This window comes from Microbulbifer variabilis (assembly GCF_052468405.1).
In genome coordinates this window covers 939,106-959,554 of sequence record NZ_CP174343.1, presented here as the reverse complement: position 1 = coordinate 959,554, position 20,449 = coordinate 939,106, and the positions used below count along the sequence as shown (strand labels likewise).

Sequence of the window (20,449 nt, the reverse complement as noted above, 5' to 3'; positions counted from 1 at the left end):
AGAACACTTTAATCCTATTAGTTAGTAGCCGGCAGCTGTATAAGGACCAACATGGCGTCTGTAAACTAGCAGTTTCCGTTCGAAACTTAATACGTAAGCGCCATCTTGATTATGCGCACGTGAACTAACATGTAGCAGTCCCTGATCGGGGCGTGATTTGGATTTGCGTTTTCCGAGAATTGCTGATTCAAAATATAAAGTATCACCAACATATACTGGTTCAACCTTACAATCCGTCACACTCAAGTTTGCCACGACTTTACCAAATGTTTTGGTTGTAAGAGCCATCGCACTTAAAACAAAAGTCTCAGATACCTTTATCCGGTCACCATAGACCCTTCGGGCATAGCGTTGATCAGCATAGCCGGGGCTGAGATCAAATACATTGCGTGCATAGCTCAGTGAGCTGGCTTCTGAGAAAGTGTGGCCCGGCCGGTGCTCAAAAACCTGGCCTACTTCAAAATCCTCAAAATCTACCCCATAAGTTTCAATAAATACATTGGGCTCAACCTCACGGAGAAAACTGAATGAATCCTTCACAATGGCTCTCCAACGGAATCTATTGATTTAATCATTAGTAATTATTTGCGGAAAACGGCAGATGATCCCGCTTGAAAATCAACATACTACAACGCATTTCATTCGTCTTTACTTTATCCTGGTTAATGCCGTGAACAGCGACTTCTATCAGGCCTGCGTCTGAGTCTTTGGAAGTTGCACCAACAAATAAGATTTCACTTTCGGCATAGAGAGTATCCCCACCAAATACTGGTGCGAGCATGTCAATACTTTTCCACTCCAGTATGCTTTTTCGCCGATTGAACGTTTTCCAGGTCATTCCCATCAGGCGCGATACAATCAAGGTGGTCACAATTAGTGGCTGCTTGAACTCTGTCTGTGCTGCATAATTTGAATCAAAATGTATCATTGCCTGGTTGAATGTAGTAATACACTCCTCGACATTATCCTGCTGGCTTATAGTGACTCCGGGGCGGTGTTTAAAAACCTGGCCCACCTGAAAATCTTCAAAATCCAAACCGTATCTCTCCCTATATCGGTTATCGCCTACCCTTATATATCCGGGATAACAAAGATGTTCCATATAAATATATTCCTGAAAAGTAAATTACCTGGCCATAACTGAAAGGCTATTTCCTATTTGCCAGGTTGATCAGCCGCTGCGCCCGCTCAACCACAGGTATATCCACCATCCGGCCATCGACCACCAAGACCCCTCCCCTGTTTGCCCTGTAAGCATCTACAATTTTTTGCGCTTGACGTAGACTTTCTTCCGACGGAGAGACTCCCCGATGTATTCCCCGCAGTTGACCCGGATGTAGTGCAATTTTTCCAGTAAAACCCAATGCCGTTATTTTTTGTGTGTCCTCAAGCAGGCCGCGGTCATCGCCTAGATCCAACCAGGGCCCATCAATTGCCGCTATATTGGCATGTCCAGCTGCCTGCGCAATACGCCCTCTAGCATACAGCAGGGAATCCCAGCTCATATCTCCCCTTACTTCGGATGAGTAATCTGCTGAACCAAAACCGATAGCCACTACATTTGGCGCCATTGCAATTTTGATGGCATTTTCCAATCCTTTTGTCGTTTCAACCAAGGGTATTAATCTGACAGGGTGATCAAGAGAGGTCATGACTTCGTTAAACCAAGCGATCTCCTCGGAGGATTCCACCTTCGGTATCATAACGATGTCTGGCAACGGCTCCATCTTCAATATCAACAACATGTCTCTCAATCCCTGCTCACTTGCCAGGTGATTAATTCGCAATGCCCGTTGAATAGAATTTGAGGTTTCGGCTTTAAAGAAATCGACGACTTTCTCTCTGGCAGCTTCTTTCTCACCTGGTGCCACAGCGTCTTCCAGATCAACACATGCCACATCGGCTTCGCTCATTAACGCTTTTATATATCTGTCGGGACGTGTAGCGGGAACAAACAAAATACTGCGAAAAAAACAAACTGTCTCACGGTCCATCATTTGCACTTTCGCCTTACCAGGTTTCTTCGCCCAAATCTTTAAAATTTAACTCTTAATGACATCTTCATACTTAGATCTATCCCAGCATATTAGCAGCCCTAAAAATCATGAACTCATTAAGCGCTGTCAATTAAAATGGCTTATCGGACTGAAACTCTTTTTTGCGCCAGCCTCCCATTCCTTAATCAACACTGCTGGGAAGCACTCCCAGATTTATCTGTCCTAAAATCGTAATTGACGATAAACAAAGATTGGTGAACTTCTCAATGCTCCCTCTTTCCGGCTTGCGGGTAATCGCCGTAGAACAATATGGCGCAGGTCCCTTTGGCACATTATTTCTCGCCAATTTAGGCGCTGAAATCATAAAAATCGAGGATATTTCCCATGGTGGGGATGTGGCCCGCACCGTTGGACCCTATTTTATAAAAGGTGAAAAATCAGATAACAGCAGCTTGTTTTTCCAGGGACTCAACCACAATAAACGGAGCTTGTCCCTTAACCTCACATCGAGAGAAGGGCAGGAAATACTCCATAGGCTCGTTGCAACTGCTGATGGGGTAACCGGTAATCTACGTGGTGACGTACCTGAAAAATTGGGAATCACTTTTGATGCCCTTAAAAAGGTCAACCCTAAAATTGTCTGCGCCCACCTAACCGCTTTTGGCAGGAGTGGAGAAAGAGCATCTTGGCCAGGCTACGATTATCCCATGCAAGCGGAGGCCGGTTACTTCAAGTTGACAGGAGAACCCGACGGACCACCCACACGTTGCGGCCTCTCACTAGTGGACCTATCTACCGGGGTAGCTATGGCACTTGGATTGGTATCAGGTATTTTCAGTGCCAGGGAAACGGAAAAGGGAAGAGATATCGATATCAGCTTATTTGATAACGCACTATATAATTTAAACTATGTAGCTATGTGGCAGTTGAATGCCGGGCACAACCAGCATCGACAGCCCCGCTCGGCTCATTTTTCCCTTACCCCTTGCCAACTGTATAGGACCAAAGACGACTGGATTTACCTAATGTGTAATAAGGAAAAATTCTGGACAGAACTATGTAAGGCTATAGAGCACCCTGAGTTAACCACTGACTCCAGATTTTTGGATTTCAAAACACGCCTAAAAAATCGAGATCAACTCACAGAAATACTGGATATGATTCTCAGTAAGAAGACGACTAACCAGTGGCTTAAACTATTTTCGAGTCGCGTTCCTGCAGCTCCTATTTATGACGTGGAGCAAGCATTGACCAACCCATTTGTCACAGAGAATGGCAAAATACAATCAATGTATGATGACAATGGAAAGCAAATTAAAATTCTCGCACCGCCGATTCGCTGTGACAAAGAAATGCCAGAGTTCAAGCAAGCCCCAACAATGGGGCAGGACAACTTCGACATTCTCTCCCAATTGGGATATTCAGAAACAGAAATTAAGCAGCTGAAGAACAATGGGATTATTTAGTTAATCCTGTACTTCAAAATTTTCAGCCAGAAGCTGTAATCGTAAAGACGGCCATTCACTACTTGGCAGGGAGATGGGAATAACAACCTTGCTCGCATATTCTGCCGGCCCACAGCTTCCCTGATGACGCCCTACCAGGAAACGCAAGCGGGATTCCTGGGCAAAATTACAGCCAACGACAATACTTTCCAGAGGTACAAAAGTGTCGAGCCTGACCTCTTGCAGGGCGCTGCCAACTGAGCCTCTATAGGCCCGCATCAGCCCCCCAACCCCCAGCTTGGTACCACCAAAATAACGGGTAACTATAGCTCCGACATTACCGATACCCTGTTTGAGCAGCAATTCCAGCATAGGACGACCGGCGCTGCCGCCAGGCTCACCATCATCATCCGCTTGCATCACTTCAGGATTGGAAGGATTGCCAATCACCAATGCTGTACAGTGGTGACTGGCATCCGGATATGTTGCACGAACCAGGTCAAGTTGCTGCTGAAATTCCACCTTATCTTCGACCGGCCCCAACCAACAGATAAAGCGGCTTTTCTTTTCTTCGGTCTCACTGACAACGGGAGACGAGGGAATCTGATAGGTCACCGGCAAACTCGTCCCAATGCTGGGTTTTCAGCTTTTCGTAAAGGGGCTGTAGCTTGGTTTGCCACACCTTGTTATCCACTACGCCTACATGCTTACAGCGAATGGTACCCTCGGCATCCACCAGGAAAGTTTCCGGGGCTCCAAAAACCCCCAAGTCGAGGGCCAGGCGCCCTTCCCTGTCTGCAAGGCTGTAAATGTAAGGGTTGTGGAATTTCTCCAGCCACTTGATTGCAGCTTCGTCCTCATCCTTCATGTTGACCCCAACAATAGGGACACCCTGCTCCGCCAAGGCATTCAGGTAGGGGTGTTCCACCCGGCAAGCAACACACCAGGTCGCCCACACATTGAGCAAGTGCGGCCCTTTTGGCAAGTCACTCTTCTGCAACAGTTGATTACTATCGGCAACATTCTCCAGGGAAAATTCCGGCACCGGCTTGTTAAGCAATGCGGAGGGCATTTCTTGCGGATTCAGGGACAGGCCGCGCCAAAAAAGTGCGGCCAATCCTATAAAAATAATCAGAGGCAAGAAAAGTTTTAATCTGGACATACTATCTTCCCCAAATCTACGCAGTAGCTACATTGCCAGCAATCGGCACCTGACGTGCCACTTTGGCTTTACGATAACGTTTATCCGCAACCGCAATACCACCGCCAATCGCCATTAATAAAGCACCGAGCCAGATCCATACTACAAATGCCTTATATTGCAGCCTTACCGCCCAATCGCCGCTGGGATTGCTGCGGTCCAAGGGTTCGCCCAGGGCTACGTATATATCGCGGAACAGGCCAGTGTCGATCGCCGCTTCGGTCATGGTATTGCCGCCAGAGAAATAATTCCGCTTCTGCGGAAGCAGCTCTGCTACAGGCTCACCATTTTTACTAACGTGCAACACCCCTTCAAAGGCACGGTAGTTTGGACCCTGAGCGAGGCGCACCCCATCAAATTTGAAATCGTAGCCAGCCACTTGATGGCTGTCCCCAGCCCCCATGCGCAGGTCATCTTCCACGCTGTATACCGTAGTTAATACAACCCCGAGTACTGCAACAGCCAGGCCAATATGCGCGAGATGCATACCATAATAGCTGGCACGCTGGCGCTTTAATCCAGCAAAGAAAGACTTGGCGTTGCGGGTCTTGGTTACGATATCGGCAAGGCTCGCACAGAATACCCAGGCACCGATAAAGATACCCAGCACTGCCCCCCAATGGTAATGGTCGAAAGCCAACGGCCAAACCAGAGCGATAACCAATGCTGCCAAAAACGGCAAACGCCAAATATTCAATAACTTGTCCCAACGGCTGTCTTTCCAGTTGGCGTGCACTCCCATACCCAGCAGCAGGCACAACACAACCATTATCGGCACAAAGAACAGATTGAAGAACGGCGGTCCCACACTGATCTTGCCGAGGTTCAAGGCATCTGCAACCAATGGATACAAAGTACCAGTCAGCACCACCGCCATAATGAGGATCAGCAAAATATTATTGCCGAGCAGGAAAGTCTCCAGGGAGCGGAAAGAGAATACACTGCGAGCACTGACTGAAGGCGCGCGCAAAGCAAACAGCAACAGGGAAAACCCGACAACCAGCGCCAGGAAGCCAAGGATAAAACTGCCCCGCAGGGGATCGGTAGCAAAAGCATGTACTGAGGTAATCACTCCGGAACGTACCAGGAAGGTACCTAGTAAGCTCAGGCTGAAGGCGAATATCGCCAACAAAATAGTCCAGCTCTTAAACAGACCACGTTTCTCTGTTACCGCCAGTGAGTGCATCAGTGCAGTGCCAACAAGCCATGGCATCAAGGAAGCATTTTCCACCGGGTCCCAGAACCACCAGCCACCCCAGCCGAGTTCATAATAAGCCCACCAACTACCCAGGGCGATACCCAGGGTGAGGAAAGCCCAGGCCACGACCGTCCAGGGCCTGGCCCAGCGCGCCCACACTGCATCCAGTTGGCCACCGAGCAGGGCTGCAATAGCGAATGCAAAAGCCACAGAGAACCCCACATAACCCATATACAGTAGAGGCGGATGGAAAATCATTCCCGGGTCTTGCAACAGTGGATTCAGATCTGAACCTTCCATCGGCGGGAAAGGCAGGGTTCTATCGAATGGATTCGAAGTTAAAAGGATAAAGAGGAAGAAACCGATCAGCACCATGCCCATTACAGACAGCACCCGTGCCGACAGCTCCGGTGGCAACTGCCGGCCGAACATGGCAACCGCAGCTGCCCAACCAGCCTGAATCAAAAGCCACAGAAGTATGGAGCCCTCATGCCCTCCCCAAACTGCCGTCACTTTGTAGTAAACAGGCAGAATGCTATTGGAGTTCTTTGCGACGTAATTAACTGTGAAATCACTCTGTACAAAGGCAATCGTCAAGCAAGTAAAAGAGATCAATACAAAGACGAATACGCCCATGGCGAGGGGTTTACCGGCCTCCATCCATAAGGGCCGAGCGGTATAGCTGCCAGCAATAGGCAGGACAGATAAGGCAATAGCAAGCAGCAATCCCGCTACCAGTGCAAAATGGCCCAACTCAGGGATCATATTTTTGCTCCATCAGCACAGCTTTCGTGAGAAACCATAGACTCAGCCACCTCTGGTGGCGTATAGGTTTCATCGTGCTTGGCCAGGACCTGGTCTGCACGCATGGTGCCGTCCTGCATCAGGCGCCCGGAAATTACTGCAGCTTCACCCTCAGCAAACAAATCCGGCAGTATCTTGTCGAATACCACGGCCAGTTCGGCTTCACCGTCAGTGATAACAAACCGCACATCCAGGCTATCTTCAGCGCGCTGCACACTGCCTGGCACTACGCAACCGCCTGCGCGAATGCGCTTTTCAAAAGGGACCTCTCCAGCCGCAAAAGCACTGGGCGCGTAGAAATAATCCATATTTTCACGCATCGCATAGGTCACAAAACCCACGGCGACACTAGACAAGGTGACCAGGACAAGTACCAGGATCAGACGTTGCTTGCGTACAGGATGCATTGTCTTAGTTAAACTCCATATATTTAAGTTTTGATCTTGTTAGCTGGGCAGCGGTCACAACCGGGCAAACATCTAAATCTAAACCTGTGAGCCGGCACAGCCTATGCGGGCTCCTTTACAGCTTGCCTCGCTGCTTTCACCTTTTGGCGCCGCTGGCTAATCCGTTGCTGATGTTGCAGTTCCCGCTGCAGACGGCGGCGGGCAAGTCGGGGATAAAGAGCCATGGCAGCCAGTGCTGCAAAAGTAACGGCGTAAGAGATCCACACGAAGATACCGTGACCGTCCATCGCCAGGAAATCTGCAAAACTGGAAAACTGGAACTCCACGTTATTTTCCTCCCGCTAATTCCTGTTGTGCCCACTGGGTGCGAACCTCCCGGCGCAATAACAGAGCGCGAGTATGGGTCAGCAGGATCCAGGCGTACATACAGTAAAAGCCGATGATCATGGTCAGCAATGGGTAGAACATACTCGGATCGATGCTGCTGGATTCTGTAAGGCGGATGGTGGCAGGCTGGTGCAGAGTGAACCACCAGTCTACCGATTTGTAGATAATCGGAATATTCACCGTGCCTACCAGGGCAAGGAGTGCGCTGGCTTTATCGGCCACTTGCTCACGGCCGACAGCTTGCGACAAGGCCATCACACCGATATACAGGAATAACAGAATCAACATGGAGGTTATACGAGCATCCCATACCCAGTAAGTGCCCCAGGTAGGCTTGCCCCAAACAGCACCGGTGAAAAGGGAAATAAAAGTTAGCACCGCACCGATAGGCGCTGCGGCCCGCATCACCGCAAAGGAAAGCTTCATCTTCCAGATAAGGCCGATAGCCCCACTGATCGCCATAATGTAGTAGCCGGCCAGGGCCAGGAAAGCAGCTGGCACATGAATAAAAATAATGCGATAGCTATTGCCCTGCTTGGCATCTTCCGGCGCAAAACCAAGTCCCCAAACAGTACCCACTGACAACAATACAACACTTGCCAGTGCCAGCCAGGGAAGCCACACATTGGTCTTCTGATAAAACCAACGCGGCGAACCTAAACGGTGAAACCATTGCCAAGCCAAGAAGACCTCCGAATCAATTATCCAGGCTGATACGTATCGCCCCGGCAGCAGCGAGCGGAGCAAGGGCTGCAGCGGCGGCCAGCAGAGCGGCCAAAATCGCCAGCTGTGCGCTGTAGGCATAGCCATCAATAGCCGCCTGCACCGCGCCGGTGCCGAAGATTAGCACGGGCACATACAAGGGCATAACAATTAGCGCCAGCAGCAGACCGGGGCGACGCAGAGCTACTGTGAGCGCCGCGCCTATTGCGCCTATCAAACTGAGGCTTGCCGTCCCTAGGAACAGCGAAATAAATAAGCAGAGATATCCCTCGACGGGGAGATTCAGCATCAATGCCAACAACGGCGATAAAAGCGCTAGTGGCAACCCGGTAGCAACCCAGTGCACCAATGACTTTGCCAATACGGCAAAATATAGAGGTTGCGGCAACAGGGTTAACTGCTCCAGGGTTCCGTCCTCAAAGTCTCCGCGGAACAGGCTCTCCTGGGAGAGCATGGTGGCGAGTAGAGCCATCACCCAGATCATTCCGGGGGCCATTTTTTCCAATAGATCGGGCCCCGGTCCTACTCCAAGGGGTAGAAGCGCGAGCACTGTGACAAAAAACAGCAAGGGGTTAGCAATATCTGCCCGCTTACGCAGGGCCAGTAGCATTTCAATCCGGAAGAGTGCAACAAAACCGGGGCTTGTACGGGCTTCACTCACCGGGGATTGGACATCAACTGAAGACATGCTCTCCCCCGATATCTGTAAAAGACTCATCGACTACAAAGTCAGACAGATCGATAAAATCGAGCCCAGGTAAGGCCAGTGGTTGATGAGAGGTCAGGAGTATGGAACCACCCTTATCCATATGCGCAGACATCTGCTTTTCCAGCGCAGCCACCCCGACAACATCCAGGGCAGTCAAGGGCTCATCAAGGACCCACAAACGTGGCGCCCGCGGCAAGAACATCCGGGCCAGGGCTACTCGGCGGTTTTGCCCGGCAGACAGGCTATGGCACAAACTGTGCTCAAAACCGAACAAATCCACCCTATCAAGAGCCTGCAGAGCAGACTCATTATCTGCCCCATACCAGGTGAGGTTTTCCAAGGGAGTTAATCCAGCCCGTACCCCACCCCGATGGCCGATATATAGTAGGGACTCACGCATTCCCCGCAAAGCCTCAGGGAAAGGATTGCCGCGCCAGAGGATCTCTCCGCTAAAATCACTGGAACTGCCAATTAAGGTGCGCAACAGTGTGGTTTTACCCGCCCCATTGGCACCTTTAACCTGGATCGCAGCCCCGCTTGGGAGTGAGAAATCAAGGCCCTCAAACAAGCGACGACCATCCCTTTCACAGGCGAGGTCGCGTACTTGCAATACAACTGGGGACTTGGAAGTCACAGACATTGCTTGGATAAAACCGCTCTGACGAAAATCTGAACGGCATTATACCGGCACTTGCGCCAAATGCATGGTATTCAACGCAACCTATCTCACATGCCCTTGATTTCAAGCAAGGCAAAGCCAGAAATCGGGGCAGTATTTGTACGCTGGTATTGGCCCGAGAGCCTGGCTCTGATACTTTTCGCACTGTCGTGAGGCGGCGCCAAGTGCCGTATGCCCAGGTGAACCAGGGCTGAAACTCTGTGGTCGACATCAACAAAAACTTCGATGTGACCCGGTGGCTACACCGGACCAGTTTGTAAGGATGCACAATAATGACTAGCCCTGCTGCTGAAGCCAGCCGCTGGCTCAATGCCAGTGACTTGACCGGCGAAGATATCCTGATTAACCGCCAGCCCTTCCCATTCTTTGTAGCCCAGAAAGTTTTGAACGAAAACATGATGTCTTCATTTATTGAAGACTTTCCGCGCCTTAAAGGCGCTGGCTACCTCCCCCATGAAAAGGAGGAATGCGGGACTTCCATTAATACCTTGATCACCCAGTTTACCGATCCGGAATTTGCCAATGCCATCGGTGACAACCTGGGCATTGAACAGCTCTCCCAATACCCAACTTATGTCTCCATCAGCCGCACCTTGAAAAAGCGACACGGCAGGATTCATACCGACGGTAAATCCAAAATCGCTACCGCCCTGCTCTACCTCAACCCTGAGTGGACCGTGGATGGCAACGGCTGCCTACGTTTCCTTAAGCGCATAGATGACTTCGAAGATACTGTTGCGCCTGAAGTCTCTCCTGTCTACGGCACCCTTGCTGCCTTTAAGCGCGCGGATAATTCGTTCCACGGCCATTTGCCTTTTGAGGGGCAGCGAATGGTCATCCAGGTAGCCTGGCTGGTAAGTGCTGCTGACAAAGAACGTAAAGCCAAGCGCGGCAAGTTATCCCATAAGCTAAAGCAACTGTTGGGCTGGTTTGGCGGCAAGCAAAGTAAAGGGGATGAAGGAACAGCTACACAAATGTAGTTAAATGCCAAAGGTGCGGCTCCTGGGCCGCCTTTGCTTGCAATTCCTTATAGAGCGCTCATTCCTGCTTAAAAGCGCATAGAGAACCACTACTTAGTTACAAAGTCATTAGCGGCAAAACTCTACGTAGTAATAGAGAAATTCTGAGCGCTGGACGTCAGCATTTAATTGCATCAGCGATAATTGGGGCGTTATTGATAGATTTTCCCATCAACTAGTTATCAGCTAATTTCAATGGAAATTAATCCGTGGGAAATTTATTAGCAATGAATAAAGCAGTAAATAAATGGATGTAATTAGTTCTCAAATTGTACGGGGCTCTAGTGGCAACCCCGTACAACCCTAAAATAATTGGTAACTTAAATCCCTTTTGAGTATTTAGTTTTCAAAATCATAATCCATTAACTCCCGCCTCAAGCGTATCTCCTCCAGTTTATCCTCCACCATCCTGCGCGCGTCACGCGGCGGCTGGGAAGTAGCCTGCTTTAGTACTTCATTAGCAATTTGTGGAATATCCACACTGTCAAAATCCATGTACTTTTCGTTAACGTTACCGCTCATACGAAACTCCATAATCTTGATTCGCGAAAGCAGAAATATCCTTATTGCACCTTGGGTGCCACTGCAGATTAGCGATGCTAAACAATCATGGTCAAGCAAAAATTTACACCTAAACAATGACAAATTGACTTCAATCAGATTCCGCTTTTCAGCACGCAAAAATGTCCGCCAAATTGCGTTTTTCAAACACAAAACCAACGATGGCACAGCAAATAATTATGAAAAAATTTCGAAAACCGCACAGATAGGAAACAGCGGGTAATGCGGTAACTAGAGCTTCTGCCTGTTACCTAGAGTGACAGGTCTACTCGCGAGTATCGGCGAATAATGAAACTAAGCAGATAGACGTTGAGGGTGCAGGATGACATGACATTTGCCGGCATACCGGATAGAATGGCCGCCCTTCGCACCCATAGCCAGATACAAAGTTCGGTTAAAGTGCCTGCCCCCGTCGGTTAACAGGATAAACCACGGACCTCCTAAGTCCGGACTGGTGGTTCGAGTCCACCCGGGGGCGCCATCTCTATCCCCCTTATGCTATAGAAAAGCGCTACAGAGGGAACGCCTTGGCTGAGTGCATAAACAGCGCCATGAAGAGGCCCGCCAGTAGCACCGCACCCCAAAACAGCCTGGCAGAACGATTAATGTTCCGTCCACGCTTCACACCATCCCTAACAGACTTCCCCATAGCACAACTCCATTTGACTACTTGATTACCCGGCGATGATCGCAGCTCCAACTCTAGCCGGTTTGAAAACTTACCAATAGCCTATACCCCGCCAGAGGTAAGCTTCAAGACCAGAATAGACGAAACCCGGCCGAAGCCGGGTATCATCCAACGCAGTGGGCTACTGCTTCTGTTTTTGCTTCTGCATATTGTTGCTGCCGTTGGTACCACTGTTATTGCCATCGGTACCCATGTTATTGCCGCCACCCTGCATGTTCATCATTTGCTTCGCCTGGTCCTTACCGTGGTGGCGCCCCATCTTGTGCCACTCATCCTTAAACTTGGCCCAGAAGGACTCTTTTGGCGCGTTGGCACAGGCGGTGATAATCATTGGTGTCACCTTTTCGGTGCCCTCGATATCCAACATATCACCCTCTTCCTTACCGCGCTTTGAATAAGCCGCAGCCCAATAGACTGCTTTAGGCTTAAACTCATCATCAATGGCCAGGAAATCTGCACAAGTCCAGTCCTTCGCCGGCTTCTTGGGATGAGAATCCGCAAGGGCAGCAGAAGCAGCAAGACTGGCAATTACCAAAGGAAGGATGTACTGCTTGCTTTTCACAATAAGATCTCCAAAGTTTCCAGGGCTATCAGCCTGTAAATCAATTGCAGGTAATGTGCTATCCGCTCGCTTCCCAGGAGCTGGCAGGTTGAGACTAGCTATTCATGCCTAAATACACTGAAAGCAATGGGCAACTGGTAAAGCCCGTCTCTACACCACACCTTTTACAGCGGAAACTCTAGCCAGGACACCTCTTTAAAGACTGTCTGGCCCATTGAAAGAATAGACGCATTTTTCATTTTTTGGCGCGAGATCCAAAAAAATGCTAAGCAGCCGTTGATATCACTTCTTGTGAAGCCAGAAGCTCCAGTTTTAATCCTCCAGCAGAAAGTAAAGTAAGCAAGACCAGTGGAACAGACAAAGTCACCCCACTGATAATGCCAAGAGGGGGCCAATGAAGGCAAACATTAGGAAGTGGAGGCGATAATAACCACAACAAAATACTTGCCTTCTCTACACTGAAGAATAATTAGTCAGCACGAAACTATTCCGTAGCACCATTAACAGCGTTAGCAGCTTCCCAAGTCTGCCTATTACTGCTCTTCCCTAATAAAGAAATACCCATCCAGATAAACCAGCCTATTTGAGTGACACCAAAAATTTCCGTGAGAATATCAGCAGGGTAAACGGTCGCAATTCCAGCGACTCCTACTATCACTCCAAGGTAATTTAATGGGCGGGAGAAAACCCTTGCTTGCAACGCAACCACGCTAATCAGCAAGACCCAAAGCCCACCAACCAACTCATTCCCTCCACCAAGGCTCTCAACCAACAGGTATATAACACCCCAAGCTTCAAAAGCTTTTTCTACATTGACTTCGGAGAGCCCCAAGGCATAAGCAAGCCCAATATTCGCAATCATACCGCTAGCAATCAAAAGACCAACCCAGATTGCCCCAAATAAGGAAGCTAGAGCTGTGATCCTCCTGCCTCTATTCCTGAGCTTTTCATAAAGGCAAACCACCAAACACCCCAAAAAGACAGCAAACACCAGGTACATTAATATATAAACACTACTAAATAGCAGTTGATTTTCTGCTAGAAATGCCATCTTTTCTGTAGGACTTCCACCCGATGGAAAGGCCCAAAAAAATCCAAAAAATAAAAAAGCGGCAATATAGATTAGCCCCATACATATTGATGAAACTCCGGCAACCCTGTCCATACTGTTATCCTTTATTCTTCCACTAAACCAGGAAATTACTTCCCTACCTAAAAGGCTCTCACCCCATAAGAAGCACTTTAATTATGCAACCTATAGACACGTTCTCGACAACACCCCAACTTACCACAAGGTCAAGTAGTCGCAGAACTTATCACCCAAGGCAACGAAGCGCAGTAGTATTGCGGTACAAGTAGATAGTTATGCCAAGATATTTAGAATCACGGTCCCAAGATCTTAAACAACTATGACCAGTGCGCTTTTAATTAATCAATCTGGCTGCGAGGCACAGAATACCTAGACATATTAATCAGACGAGAGAATATAAAACAAAAAAATTCAAAAAGAGAGATTGCCTATAAAAGGGTAAGCAATAATTTAGAATAAGCAGAACTCAATCAAAAATTGCCCCTTCAAAAGTCAATATAAATTGCCAAGTGAAGGGACATCTCACTATTTACTTCACTGATCGAGCCCATACTTCCTGGCGATAGCCATGAACTGCCGCCTATATACGCTTCGGGCTGGCTGATATGGAGGTAACCACTCAGTCGGCCCCTTACCACCCTTACGTTGATTGTGGCCATCATCCACCAGCCAAAGATTAGCTGGATCTTCGGCAAATGCCCTACGCTGCTCTCGACTCCAAGTGGAGCCACCATGTTTATGGGCCCAGGAAAGCGGTACTATATGCTCTACATCCAAGTCCGATGCCTTTTCAAAAAACTGCCCTGTATATGGGTCTATCCATAAACCGGACACCACTGTACAACCTTTTTCATTGCTAAAAACTACCGGAGCCAATGAAAGCCTTATCAAAAGCTCTTGGCGAGTATTCTGGCAATCTCCATCCACATCAGCCCAACCAGGCAACCACTCACTACGATTGTAAGACTGAGGCGCAACCTCATAACATCCGCTTACTGAGAGCAAGGAAATCAATAACAAAGACTTAAGTCGCATAAAACTAAACTGCGGCAAATTACTACTAGGCAGGTATTTTGGTTGCCCCCTGGAGTTGAGTCAATAAAGCATTCAATTATCCAAGATGGAAATGCCAATAGTATTACACCGGACAAAGCGAGGGGAGCTTACTGCTTATGGGTTTCGATCAATTTCCCGCGACAGGAGAGAAGAAGGCATTTCGCAATAAGGAACAAATACTGGATAGTACTTGAGAATTTTATAGAAGCCGCCTGTCGGAGCGGCGTCCTCTTTGAAAACGATAATTACTTATGGTCGACTAGGCAACTTAAGTAACCTCAGCCTGGTAGTAGGAGGGTTTCATAAAGGCACTCATATACTGCAGCAGTATTGACTAAAAAGCCCTCTAACTCTCGTGATTGCTAGCTTTCCGGGGAATCTCTGTCTAAGAAAACTACCCTTTATTACTCATTTTTGCTCTATATAGATCAATAATTTAGGAGCAAATCTTAGACATTTTTTGGGGCGCCAATCCCTGCTGTATATTTATACAAATGCACTCATTTTAACCTACTGAGGGCTTTGCAAAGTATGAAATCTATCGGAATCTAATTAGTACAATCAGATTAAGTTGTCACTTTAGGCAAATCACCCCATTTAGTGGTGTAGGCAGGCGACGTATAAGCCTGCCGCATCTTCCATTTCTTCTGGATACCTTCAGCCCCGAGAAACAGAGTCCCCCGGCCAAACTTGTGGTTGATACTATCAATAGTCTCACTTGGCTTTGCAGATTGATCTGGCGTGACTAGATCATCCCGACCTAGCCTTTCTCAACAGCTTCACAGTTACCTACAGGTCACCAATTGAGAATGGAGTTCTGCTCATTCAAACTCTAATTGAAATAATGCAGTTCATACGGCAAAGTGCGCTGCCAGATTGCCTTGAAGTTGATAGTGATTACTATTACGCAAGCATTAGATTTGCACACTTAATTAATTAGGAAACCTATGAAAAAGCCTACGCTGCTAACCTCACTGCTTATAATGCTGGCATCAATCCCAGCACATTCCGCACAAACAATTGGAACCATCAGCTACTACTATTCAACCGCTAATGGAGCCGTTGCACTTAAATTGAAAGAAGGGTTTAGCGACGAAGCAAAAGCTGAATGCCCAACAAATAATGGCTACGCAGGCATAAGTAGTGACGATGACCCAATTTTGAAATCTACACTGCTATCCGCCGCTATAGCGGAGAAAGAAGTAAGGCTGAATGTTGAAGGTTGTCAAAGCTCCTGGATAAAAATCAACGCAGTCTACGTAAACATCTAGTTAAAAAACCTTAGCAGCAATGGCAGCCCACCCCAAATAACTGCCACTGCTCTTGGCATAAAACTCCTAAAGCGCTGCTTCCGGTAACAACTCAAGCCATCACCTGAAGCAAGTCCCACCACCAAGTGGTATAGGCAGGCGATGTATAAGCCTGCCGCATCTTTCATTTCTTCTGGATGCCTTCAGCCCCCAGGAAAGGAGTGCCCCGACCAAACTTGCAGTTGATGCTATCACTGGCTTGCATAGTCTCCCTGGCCCTTGCCGATTGACCTGGCGTGAACAGATCACCCTACCCTAGCGCGCTCGGAATAATCTCGACGAGCCTCACTCCTGCTTTCATATAGCGGCACTTTTATACCGTTGCGGTTATCGGAGATTTCCGGCTTATGCTTGCCCAGCGTGATTATCAGCTCGCCCAAGACAGCCCACAAACGGTGGTGCTGGACTCGATATTACTCTGCCTACCGTCAAGAGAAAGTAGGTGGCGGACGGTATTGGATTGAATTATCGACAGGTCGCGTAGGCCGTGCAACTTAACTAAATCGACTCTGACGAAGCCGCTTTAGTTAAGCCAATCTTGTCCGGGCTGTTGCACTAGAACAGCTAACAAATACGGGGTAATTCCATACTAAAGAAGATAAAAACAAGAAGTAGGAAATATTTATGAACATGACGCCTTTACTCACCAGGTAATAATTTTCTAAAAAGCAAACCAAGTCAGTAAAAATACATGATGCAGATGCGAGCGAGATAAACACTGAAAAGATAAAAGGCGCCGCTGTGACTCAAAGCAACGGCAGCAAGTTAAATTCGCAACTGCAATCCATTCAATTGAGCGAACCAAACCCGCGCAACTTTGTCAGTAGAGGAAATGCCAACAGACAAGAAGAGCCACAATAAGGGGCAACCCATAGAAGCGTTTAAACTGCATGAACATACCAAGTTGTATTTACGCTCACCTTAGATCGAACGATTCACCGGCTATAAGCACAGCAGCATTACCGGGTAGCCAATGAAAAGATATCTCTCCATAGCAGCACTCAATAGGTCCTGGCGCTATCGGTTGGGGCAGCCAGAAAATAAAAGCTTGAATAGAGAATTAACCAGATAGTGCCGCTTTAAATAGTTGAGGCCCATCTGACAAACGAATATCTATACAGTCAGCATAATAATTGCCGAAAAGATAACGGAGAGTTAAGCAGTACACAGAAATAAAAAAGCCCGGCATAAACCGGGCTTTTAGTAGATGGCGGTGAGGGAGGGATTCGAACCCTCGATGCCTTTCGACATACACACTTTCCAGGCGTGCTCCTTCGACCACTCGGACACCTCACCAAATTGTCACCCTCTGGGAGGGCAATCCGCCTTTCAGCGGGGATCTCTCTTTAGCGAAATCTTCAAGAAAATCAGGAAGATAGCTGCTGTGTCGTCGAGAGAGCGCGCACTTTACCCAAATGTTTCCTGATGTGCAAGTACTATTGTGCATTCCATTGGGAAAAATATGTATCCACCTGTAAATCCGGTGCCTGGCGGGGAGCTTTATCCGGGGTCCCACAGTAAATAAAACCATCTATACGCTCATTTTCCGCAAGGCCGAGCCCCTCAGCAACCACCGGGTTACTGGCCAGGGGGCCAGTACGCCAGTAGGCGCCAACACCCTCTGCGAAGGCAGCGGTGAGCATAGCCTGTACGGCGCCGGCAGTAGACATATGCTGCTCCATGTGAGGTACCTTGGGATGCTCCTGTAGACGGGTGATAGCCACAATGATCAAAGGCGCTCGCAGCGGCATAGCCAATGTACGCTTGCGCTGGGCTTCCACTAGTGGAGCGCCTTCAGCTTGTTCAGCCGCCTGCAGGAATAGCTCCCCCAATCGATTACGCTCCTGGCCCTCTATTAGCAGGAAGCGCCAGGGGCGCAAACAGGCGTGGTCCGCCGCGCGAAGGGCGGCGCGAAAGATGTTCTGGCGCTGCTGTTCATTGGGAGCTGGCTCAATAAGCTTTCCCGTTGAGACTCTGTTATGCAAGGCGGTCAGGGCATCCATCGTTTTCTCCAGTTGAAGTCTGAGCGCGGAGTGTACCCTAACCAGCCTACGTAGCGCATACGTGCGCCCCGTATTAAAACCCAGTATAAATATCGGTTTTTTAGCAATCTGGCTTTTGGAGGAGTACACTTCGCCCAGTAAATCGATGCACTGCGAGTAAAAGCCAGGGATATTGAAACCGGTTACGGGCCGCTCGCTATATGTATAATTCCGCTAAACGGACAAAAAGATAACCACAGATGCAGGACAAGCTTGAGGGGAACACAGAGCGGGGCATTAGCCCCCATTACTCTACCTATTTCCGCACCTTAATTTGTTTTGCGGCTACGGGCACCCTGGCAAATACTGTCGATTGGTCTTCTCCATGGCAACTGGACAAGCTGATTACAATTGGCATAGCAGTATTACTACTCGCTTACTGCGGCTTTGCCCAATTCCTGCTTTATAAGTCCCGCGATAAAAAAGCCTATAAAACCCGGCGCTGTCTATCCTTTATCGATACCATATTTGTTGGTATCACTATCGCATTAGCCAATTTCAGCATGTTGCCATCATTGCTGTTTGTCACTGTGGTGCAGCTCAATGCCCTGACTCAGGGCGGTGGCAGAAAGTGGTTTGAACACAACACAGGCCTTCTCGTCGGTGTTGTAGTTGGCTACCTGATACACAGACCGGCACTGTTGATTAATGCCGACCTCACTATTAGCACCGTGAGTTTAATAGGCATCCTCGCCTATCTATGTGCCTATGCATTTTTTACCCACCGACAAATCAGCCAGCTCAAGGAGGCCAATCATGCCCTCACCACCGAGCAACGTGTAAGTAAGGTACGCTCCTATAAACTCTCCAAATATCTGCCGCAGCGCCTATGGCGTTCTATTACTACTGGTGATGAAGAGGCCCTGACTACACAGCGTAAGCTGTTGACAGTTTTCTTTTCAGACATCAAGGATTTCAGCCAGCTTACCGAGGAGCTGGAGGCTGAAACCTTTACTCTATTGCTCAATAACTACCTTTCAGAAATGGCACGTATCGCCGGCCAATACGGCGGCACCATCGATAAATTTATCGGTGATGCGGTTATGGTGGTATTTGGGGATGATGAAAGCAAGGGCCCCAAATCTGATGCTCTGCGCTGTGTCGCTATGGCCTTGGCCATGCGCAAGCGGGTTCGTGAGATGAAGCAGGAGTGGTACAACAAGGGGATCTCCCGCCCCTTGCAAGTGCGAATGGGAATTAATACAGGTTACTGTACTGTTGGAATCTTTGGCACAGCCAACTACCAGTCCTATACCGTAATGGGCACCCATGTGAACTTGGCTTCACGCCTTGAGGGTGCGGCCCAGCCAGGGGAAATCCTGATCAGCCATGAGACCTGGGCAATGATCAAGCACACAGTTATGTGCCGTGATAAAGGCCATATCACTGTTAAAGGCATCAGCACCCCGGTTAAGGTTTACCAGGTGACAGACCTGCGTAAAAACCTCGGTGGTCAACAAAGCTACCTGGAAGAACACGCCCCGGGTTTCTCTATGCACCTGGATCTGGATAAGATACGTAATTATGACAAGGGCAAGGTGCTGCAATCCCTGGAGAAAGCCACCTCAAGCCTCAAAAGCAAGGTCATTATCTAGCTCGCCCGGTTTCTGCCAATTAGCTTTACATAGTGGTATGCATACGCACAGCCAGGTTCCCCATAATCCATGCAGTACCTACCACAATGATCAGCAGAATCAGGGTTGAAAAAAGAACCAAGGCCAGGTTGTCCCGTCCTTCTTTTTGTGTTGTAACATTCAAGAAGCACTTAAGTTGCACTGCCAGTTGCGCTACCCCAAGCAAACCAACCAAAATAAGTACGCTTTTATTTTCCCGCCCCACTGCCAAAACTGCCCAGAATGCCGCAATGGTAAGCACTACCGACAGAACATAACCGGTTAGGTAGGTACGTAAATGGGCCGCGTAACCGGATTTATTAGCCATATACCCATCCGCCAAAATAGACAACCGAGAAAATCCCGATCCAGATCAAGTCCAGAAAGTGCCAGAAAAGGGCCAGGCGCAGGAAGCGCAACTTGATAATATCCAGCATACCCACTTTGCATATCTGCACAATCAACACCAGCATCCATAAACAGCCGAAGCTGACATGTAAGCCGTGTAAGGGCACCAGGCCAAAGAAAGCTGATAAATAGCCACTGCGCTGGGGCACACCACCCTGTGCCGCCATTTGCGAAAAATCGTAGAGCTCCAATGTCAGGAAGCCCAACCCTAAAATTAGGGTTACCACCACCCAGAACAGAAAGCTCGCCTGGCTGCGTTGGTGCTTCATGGTGACAGTTGCAATGCCCACGGTAAGGCTACTGGTAAGCAGCAACATGGTTTGCGCGAATAAACTGCCAAAATCGAATAATTCCCTAGGTCCAGGACCACCTGCGGTAGCCCCAATCATGGTGATATAGATGGCGAAGACCACCCCAAAGAAAATGAGGTCGCTCATCATAAAAACCCAGAACCCAAAGATCACCATATCCGGGTCTTTGTGAATCGCCCCAGGCACCTGGCCTGGGTTTACACTGGGGTTACTGGTCGAAGGGGTTCCGTTCATTTGTC

24 protein-coding genes, 2 tRNA genes and 1 pseudogene are annotated in these 20,449 nt (G+C 48.6%); 5 read left to right on the top strand and 22 right to left on the bottom strand.

Annotation, left to right across the window (positions count from 1 at the left end):
• Positions 1 to 21: 21 nt before the first annotated feature.
• The 3 genes from ACJJJB_RS04730 to ACJJJB_RS04720 form a co-directional block, all read right to left on the bottom strand.
• Complete coding sequence (locus ACJJJB_RS04730) at positions 22 to 540, bottom strand: MaoC family dehydratase (RefSeq protein ID WP_445365814.1); 519 nt, start codon at positions 538 to 540, stop codon at positions 22 to 24.
• A 34-nt stretch (positions 541 to 574) separates the two neighbouring features.
• Positions 575 to 1,036 carry a MaoC family dehydratase gene (locus ACJJJB_RS04725; RefSeq protein WP_353375063.1) on the bottom strand — a complete coding sequence of 154 codons (462 nt, stop codon included), beginning with the start codon at positions 1,034 to 1,036 and terminating at the stop codon, positions 575 to 577.
• Between the two features lie 112 nt (positions 1,037 to 1,148).
• Positions 1,149 to 1,997, bottom strand: a complete 849-nt coding sequence (locus ACJJJB_RS04720) for an HpcH/HpaI aldolase/citrate lyase family protein (RefSeq protein WP_353375062.1) — start codon at positions 1,995 to 1,997, stop codon at positions 1,149 to 1,151.
• A gap of 266 nt (positions 1,998 to 2,263) precedes the next feature.
• Here ACJJJB_RS04720 and ACJJJB_RS04715 point away from each other — a divergent pair, with 266 nt between their 5' ends.
• The gene (locus ACJJJB_RS04715) at positions 2,264 to 3,463 is read left to right on the top strand and encodes a CaiB/BaiF CoA transferase family protein (protein ID WP_353375061.1); all 1,200 of its coding nucleotides are present in this window, start codon (positions 2,264 to 2,266) and stop codon (positions 3,461 to 3,463) included.
• Here ACJJJB_RS04715 and ACJJJB_RS04710 read toward each other — a convergent pair whose 3' ends face one another.
• The 8 genes from ACJJJB_RS04710 to ccmA form a co-directional block, all read right to left on the bottom strand.
• A complete protein-coding gene (locus tag ACJJJB_RS04710) occupies positions 3,464 to 4,057 on the bottom strand; it encodes an IMPACT family protein (protein WP_026305260.1) in 594 nt (197 codons plus the stop codon).
• Positions 4,020 to 4,604, bottom strand: a complete 585-nt coding sequence (locus ACJJJB_RS04705; protein ID WP_353375060.1) for a DsbE family thiol:disulfide interchange protein — start codon at positions 4,602 to 4,604, stop codon at positions 4,020 to 4,022. The genes ACJJJB_RS04710 and ACJJJB_RS04705 overlap by 38 nt, the downstream gene beginning before the upstream one ends.
• Positions 4,605 to 4,620: 16 nt before the next feature.
• Positions 4,621 to 6,606 (bottom strand): heme lyase CcmF/NrfE family subunit, encoded by a 1,986-nt coding sequence (locus ACJJJB_RS04700; protein ID WP_445365813.1) that lies wholly within the window; start codon positions 6,604 to 6,606, stop codon positions 4,621 to 4,623.
• Positions 6,603 to 7,052: a cytochrome c maturation protein CcmE gene (ccmE, locus tag ACJJJB_RS04695; RefSeq protein ID WP_020414748.1), complete on the bottom strand. Its 450-nt coding sequence runs from the start codon at positions 7,050 to 7,052 to the stop codon at positions 6,603 to 6,605. Before ccmE ends, ACJJJB_RS04700 begins: the two co-directional genes overlap by 4 nt.
• Before the next feature lie 101 nt (positions 7,053 to 7,153).
• Complete coding sequence (ccmD, locus tag ACJJJB_RS04690; RefSeq protein ID WP_020414747.1) at positions 7,154 to 7,378, bottom strand: heme exporter protein CcmD; 225 nt, start codon at positions 7,376 to 7,378, stop codon at positions 7,154 to 7,156.
• A 1-nt stretch (position 7,379) separates the two neighbouring features.
• Positions 7,380 to 8,123, bottom strand: coding sequence for a heme ABC transporter permease (locus ACJJJB_RS04685; protein ID WP_445365812.1), 744 nt, complete (start codon positions 8,121 to 8,123; stop codon positions 7,380 to 7,382).
• A 13-nt stretch (positions 8,124 to 8,136) separates the two neighbouring features.
• Complete coding sequence (gene ccmB / locus ACJJJB_RS04680) at positions 8,137 to 8,850, bottom strand: heme exporter protein CcmB (RefSeq protein WP_444901896.1); 714 nt, start codon at positions 8,848 to 8,850, stop codon at positions 8,137 to 8,139.
• Entirely contained in the window at positions 8,837 to 9,511 is a 675-nt protein-coding gene (gene ccmA, locus ACJJJB_RS04675) for a cytochrome c biogenesis heme-transporting ATPase CcmA (RefSeq protein WP_445365811.1), read from the bottom strand. The genes ccmB and ccmA overlap by 14 nt, the downstream gene beginning before the upstream one ends.
• Positions 9,512 to 9,822: 311 nt before the next feature.
• Here ccmA and ACJJJB_RS04670 point away from each other — a divergent pair, with 311 nt between their 5' ends.
• Entirely contained in the window at positions 9,823 to 10,530 is a 708-nt protein-coding gene (locus tag ACJJJB_RS04670; RefSeq protein ID WP_020414743.1) for a 2OG-Fe(II) oxygenase, read from the top strand.
• Between the two features lie 378 nt (positions 10,531 to 10,908).
• On the opposite strand, the gene ACJJJB_RS04665 is transcribed toward ACJJJB_RS04670, so the two are convergent.
• On the bottom strand, positions 10,909 to 11,091 hold the full coding sequence (locus ACJJJB_RS04665; RefSeq protein ID WP_020414742.1) for a PA3496 family putative envelope integrity protein: 183 nt from the start codon (positions 11,089 to 11,091) through the stop codon (positions 10,909 to 10,911).
• 444 nt (positions 11,092 to 11,535) lie between these two features.
• On the opposite strand from ACJJJB_RS04665, the gene ACJJJB_RS04660 reads away from it, so the two are divergent.
• Positions 11,536 to 11,611 (top strand) — tRNA-Arg (locus ACJJJB_RS04660).
• Positions 11,612 to 11,641: 30 nt separating this feature from the next.
• On the opposite strand, the gene ACJJJB_RS04655 is transcribed toward ACJJJB_RS04660, so the two are convergent.
• The 5 genes from ACJJJB_RS04655 to ACJJJB_RS04635 form a co-directional block, all read right to left on the bottom strand.
• A complete protein-coding gene (locus ACJJJB_RS04655) occupies positions 11,642 to 11,779 on the bottom strand; it encodes a hypothetical protein (protein WP_020414740.1) in 138 nt (45 codons plus the stop codon).
• Between the two features lie 160 nt (positions 11,780 to 11,939).
• Complete coding sequence (hdeA, locus tag ACJJJB_RS04650; protein ID WP_445365810.1) at positions 11,940 to 12,380, bottom strand: acid-activated periplasmic chaperone HdeA; 441 nt, start codon at positions 12,378 to 12,380, stop codon at positions 11,940 to 11,942.
• 484 nt (positions 12,381 to 12,864) lie between these two features.
• On the bottom strand, positions 12,865 to 13,545 hold the full coding sequence (locus ACJJJB_RS04645; RefSeq protein ID WP_282951098.1) for a hypothetical protein: 681 nt from the start codon (positions 13,543 to 13,545) through the stop codon (positions 12,865 to 12,867).
• 459 nt (positions 13,546 to 14,004) lie between these two features.
• Positions 14,005 to 14,505, bottom strand: coding sequence for a GmrSD restriction endonuclease domain-containing protein (locus ACJJJB_RS04640; protein ID WP_020414737.1), 501 nt, complete (start codon positions 14,503 to 14,505; stop codon positions 14,005 to 14,007).
• Positions 14,506 to 15,092: 587 nt separating this feature from the next.
• Positions 15,093 to 15,236 carry a DUF4113 domain-containing protein gene (locus tag ACJJJB_RS04635; RefSeq protein WP_445366264.1) on the bottom strand — a complete coding sequence of 48 codons (144 nt, stop codon included), beginning with the start codon at positions 15,234 to 15,236 and terminating at the stop codon, positions 15,093 to 15,095.
• Positions 15,237 to 15,473: 237 nt separating this feature from the next.
• On the opposite strand from ACJJJB_RS04635, the gene ACJJJB_RS04630 reads away from it, so the two are divergent.
• Positions 15,474 to 15,797 (top strand): hypothetical protein, encoded by a 324-nt coding sequence (locus ACJJJB_RS04630; protein ID WP_353375057.1) that lies wholly within the window; start codon positions 15,474 to 15,476, stop codon positions 15,795 to 15,797.
• A gap of 91 nt (positions 15,798 to 15,888) precedes the next feature.
• Here ACJJJB_RS04630 and ACJJJB_RS04625 read toward each other — a convergent pair.
• From ACJJJB_RS04625 to ACJJJB_RS04615, 3 genes and pseudogenes are all read right to left on the bottom strand, one after another.
• A pseudogene (locus ACJJJB_RS04625) lies at positions 15,889 to 16,041 on the bottom strand (DUF4113 domain-containing protein).
• Positions 16,042 to 17,044: 1,003 nt separating this feature from the next.
• Positions 17,045 to 17,132, bottom strand: a tRNA-Ser gene (locus ACJJJB_RS04620).
• Between the two features lie 140 nt (positions 17,133 to 17,272).
• Complete coding sequence (locus ACJJJB_RS04615; RefSeq protein WP_353375056.1) at positions 17,273 to 17,839, bottom strand: nitroreductase family protein; 567 nt, start codon at positions 17,837 to 17,839, stop codon at positions 17,273 to 17,275.
• 239 nt (positions 17,840 to 18,078) lie between these two features.
• Here ACJJJB_RS04615 and ACJJJB_RS04610 point away from each other — a divergent pair, with 239 nt between their 5' ends.
• Positions 18,079 to 19,473, top strand: a complete 1,395-nt coding sequence (locus tag ACJJJB_RS04610) for an adenylate/guanylate cyclase domain-containing protein (RefSeq protein ID WP_020414734.1) — start codon at positions 18,079 to 18,081, stop codon at positions 19,471 to 19,473.
• A 25-nt stretch (positions 19,474 to 19,498) separates the two neighbouring features.
• Here the strand turns inward: ACJJJB_RS04610 and cyoD are convergent, their stop codons facing one another.
• Positions 19,499 to 19,819 carry a cytochrome o ubiquinol oxidase subunit IV gene (gene cyoD / locus ACJJJB_RS04605; protein ID WP_020414733.1) on the bottom strand — a complete coding sequence of 107 codons (321 nt, stop codon included), beginning with the start codon at positions 19,817 to 19,819 and terminating at the stop codon, positions 19,499 to 19,501.
• Positions 19,812 to 20,444 (bottom strand): cytochrome c oxidase subunit 3, encoded by a 633-nt coding sequence (locus ACJJJB_RS04600; protein ID WP_020414732.1) that lies wholly within the window; start codon positions 20,442 to 20,444, stop codon positions 19,812 to 19,814. The genes cyoD and ACJJJB_RS04600 overlap by 8 nt, the downstream gene beginning before the upstream one ends.
• Positions 20,445 to 20,449 lie beyond the last annotated feature (5 nt).

Excerpts from the sequence above, each read along its gene's own strand:
- cyoD (WP_020414733.1), bottom strand. The coding sequence starts at position 19,819 with ATGGCTAATAAATCCGGTTACGCGGCCCATTTACGTACCTACCTAACC.
- ACJJJB_RS04655 (WP_020414740.1), bottom strand. The coding sequence starts at position 11,779 with ATGGGGAAGTCTGTTAGGGATGGTGTGAAGCGTGGACGGAACATTAAT.
- ACJJJB_RS04600 (WP_020414732.1), bottom strand. The coding sequence starts at position 20,444 with ATGAACGGAACCCCTTCGACCAGTAACCCCAGTGTAAACCCAGGCCAG.
- ACJJJB_RS04630 (WP_353375057.1), top strand. The coding sequence starts at position 15,474 with ATGAAAAAGCCTACGCTGCTAACCTCACTGCTTATAATGCTGGCATCA.
- ACJJJB_RS04715 (WP_353375061.1), top strand. The coding sequence starts at position 2,264 with ATGCTCCCTCTTTCCGGCTTGCGGGTAATCGCCGTAGAACAATATGGC.
- ccmB (WP_444901896.1), bottom strand. The coding sequence starts at position 8,850 with ATGTCTTCAGTTGATGTCCAATCCCCGGTGAGTGAAGCCCGTACAAGC.
- ACJJJB_RS04700 (WP_445365813.1), bottom strand. The coding sequence starts at position 6,606 with ATGATCCCTGAGTTGGGCCATTTTGCACTGGTAGCGGGATTGCTGCTT.
- ccmE (WP_020414748.1), bottom strand. The coding sequence starts at position 7,052 with ATGCATCCTGTACGCAAGCAACGTCTGATCCTGGTACTTGTCCTGGTC.
- ACJJJB_RS04705 (WP_353375060.1), bottom strand. The coding sequence starts at position 4,604 with ATGTCCAGATTAAAACTTTTCTTGCCTCTGATTATTTTTATAGGATTG.
- ACJJJB_RS04670 (WP_020414743.1), top strand. The coding sequence starts at position 9,823 with ATGACTAGCCCTGCTGCTGAAGCCAGCCGCTGGCTCAATGCCAGTGAC.
- ccmA (WP_445365811.1), bottom strand. The coding sequence starts at position 9,511 with ATGTCTGTGACTTCCAAGTCCCCAGTTGTATTGCAAGTACGCGACCTC.
- ACJJJB_RS04610 (WP_020414734.1), top strand. The coding sequence starts at position 18,079 with ATGCAGGACAAGCTTGAGGGGAACACAGAGCGGGGCATTAGCCCCCAT.
- ACJJJB_RS04665 (WP_020414742.1), bottom strand. The coding sequence starts at position 11,091 with ATGAGCGGTAACGTTAACGAAAAGTACATGGATTTTGACAGTGTGGAT.
- ACJJJB_RS04645 (WP_282951098.1), bottom strand. The coding sequence starts at position 13,545 with ATGGACAGGGTTGCCGGAGTTTCATCAATATGTATGGGGCTAATCTAT.
- ACJJJB_RS04640 (WP_020414737.1), bottom strand. The coding sequence starts at position 14,505 with ATGCGACTTAAGTCTTTGTTATTGATTTCCTTGCTCTCAGTAAGCGGA.
- ACJJJB_RS04615 (WP_353375056.1), bottom strand. The coding sequence starts at position 17,839 with ATGGATGCCCTGACCGCCTTGCATAACAGAGTCTCAACGGGAAAGCTT.
- ACJJJB_RS04720 (WP_353375062.1), bottom strand. The coding sequence starts at position 1,997 with ATGATGGACCGTGAGACAGTTTGTTTTTTTCGCAGTATTTTGTTTGTT.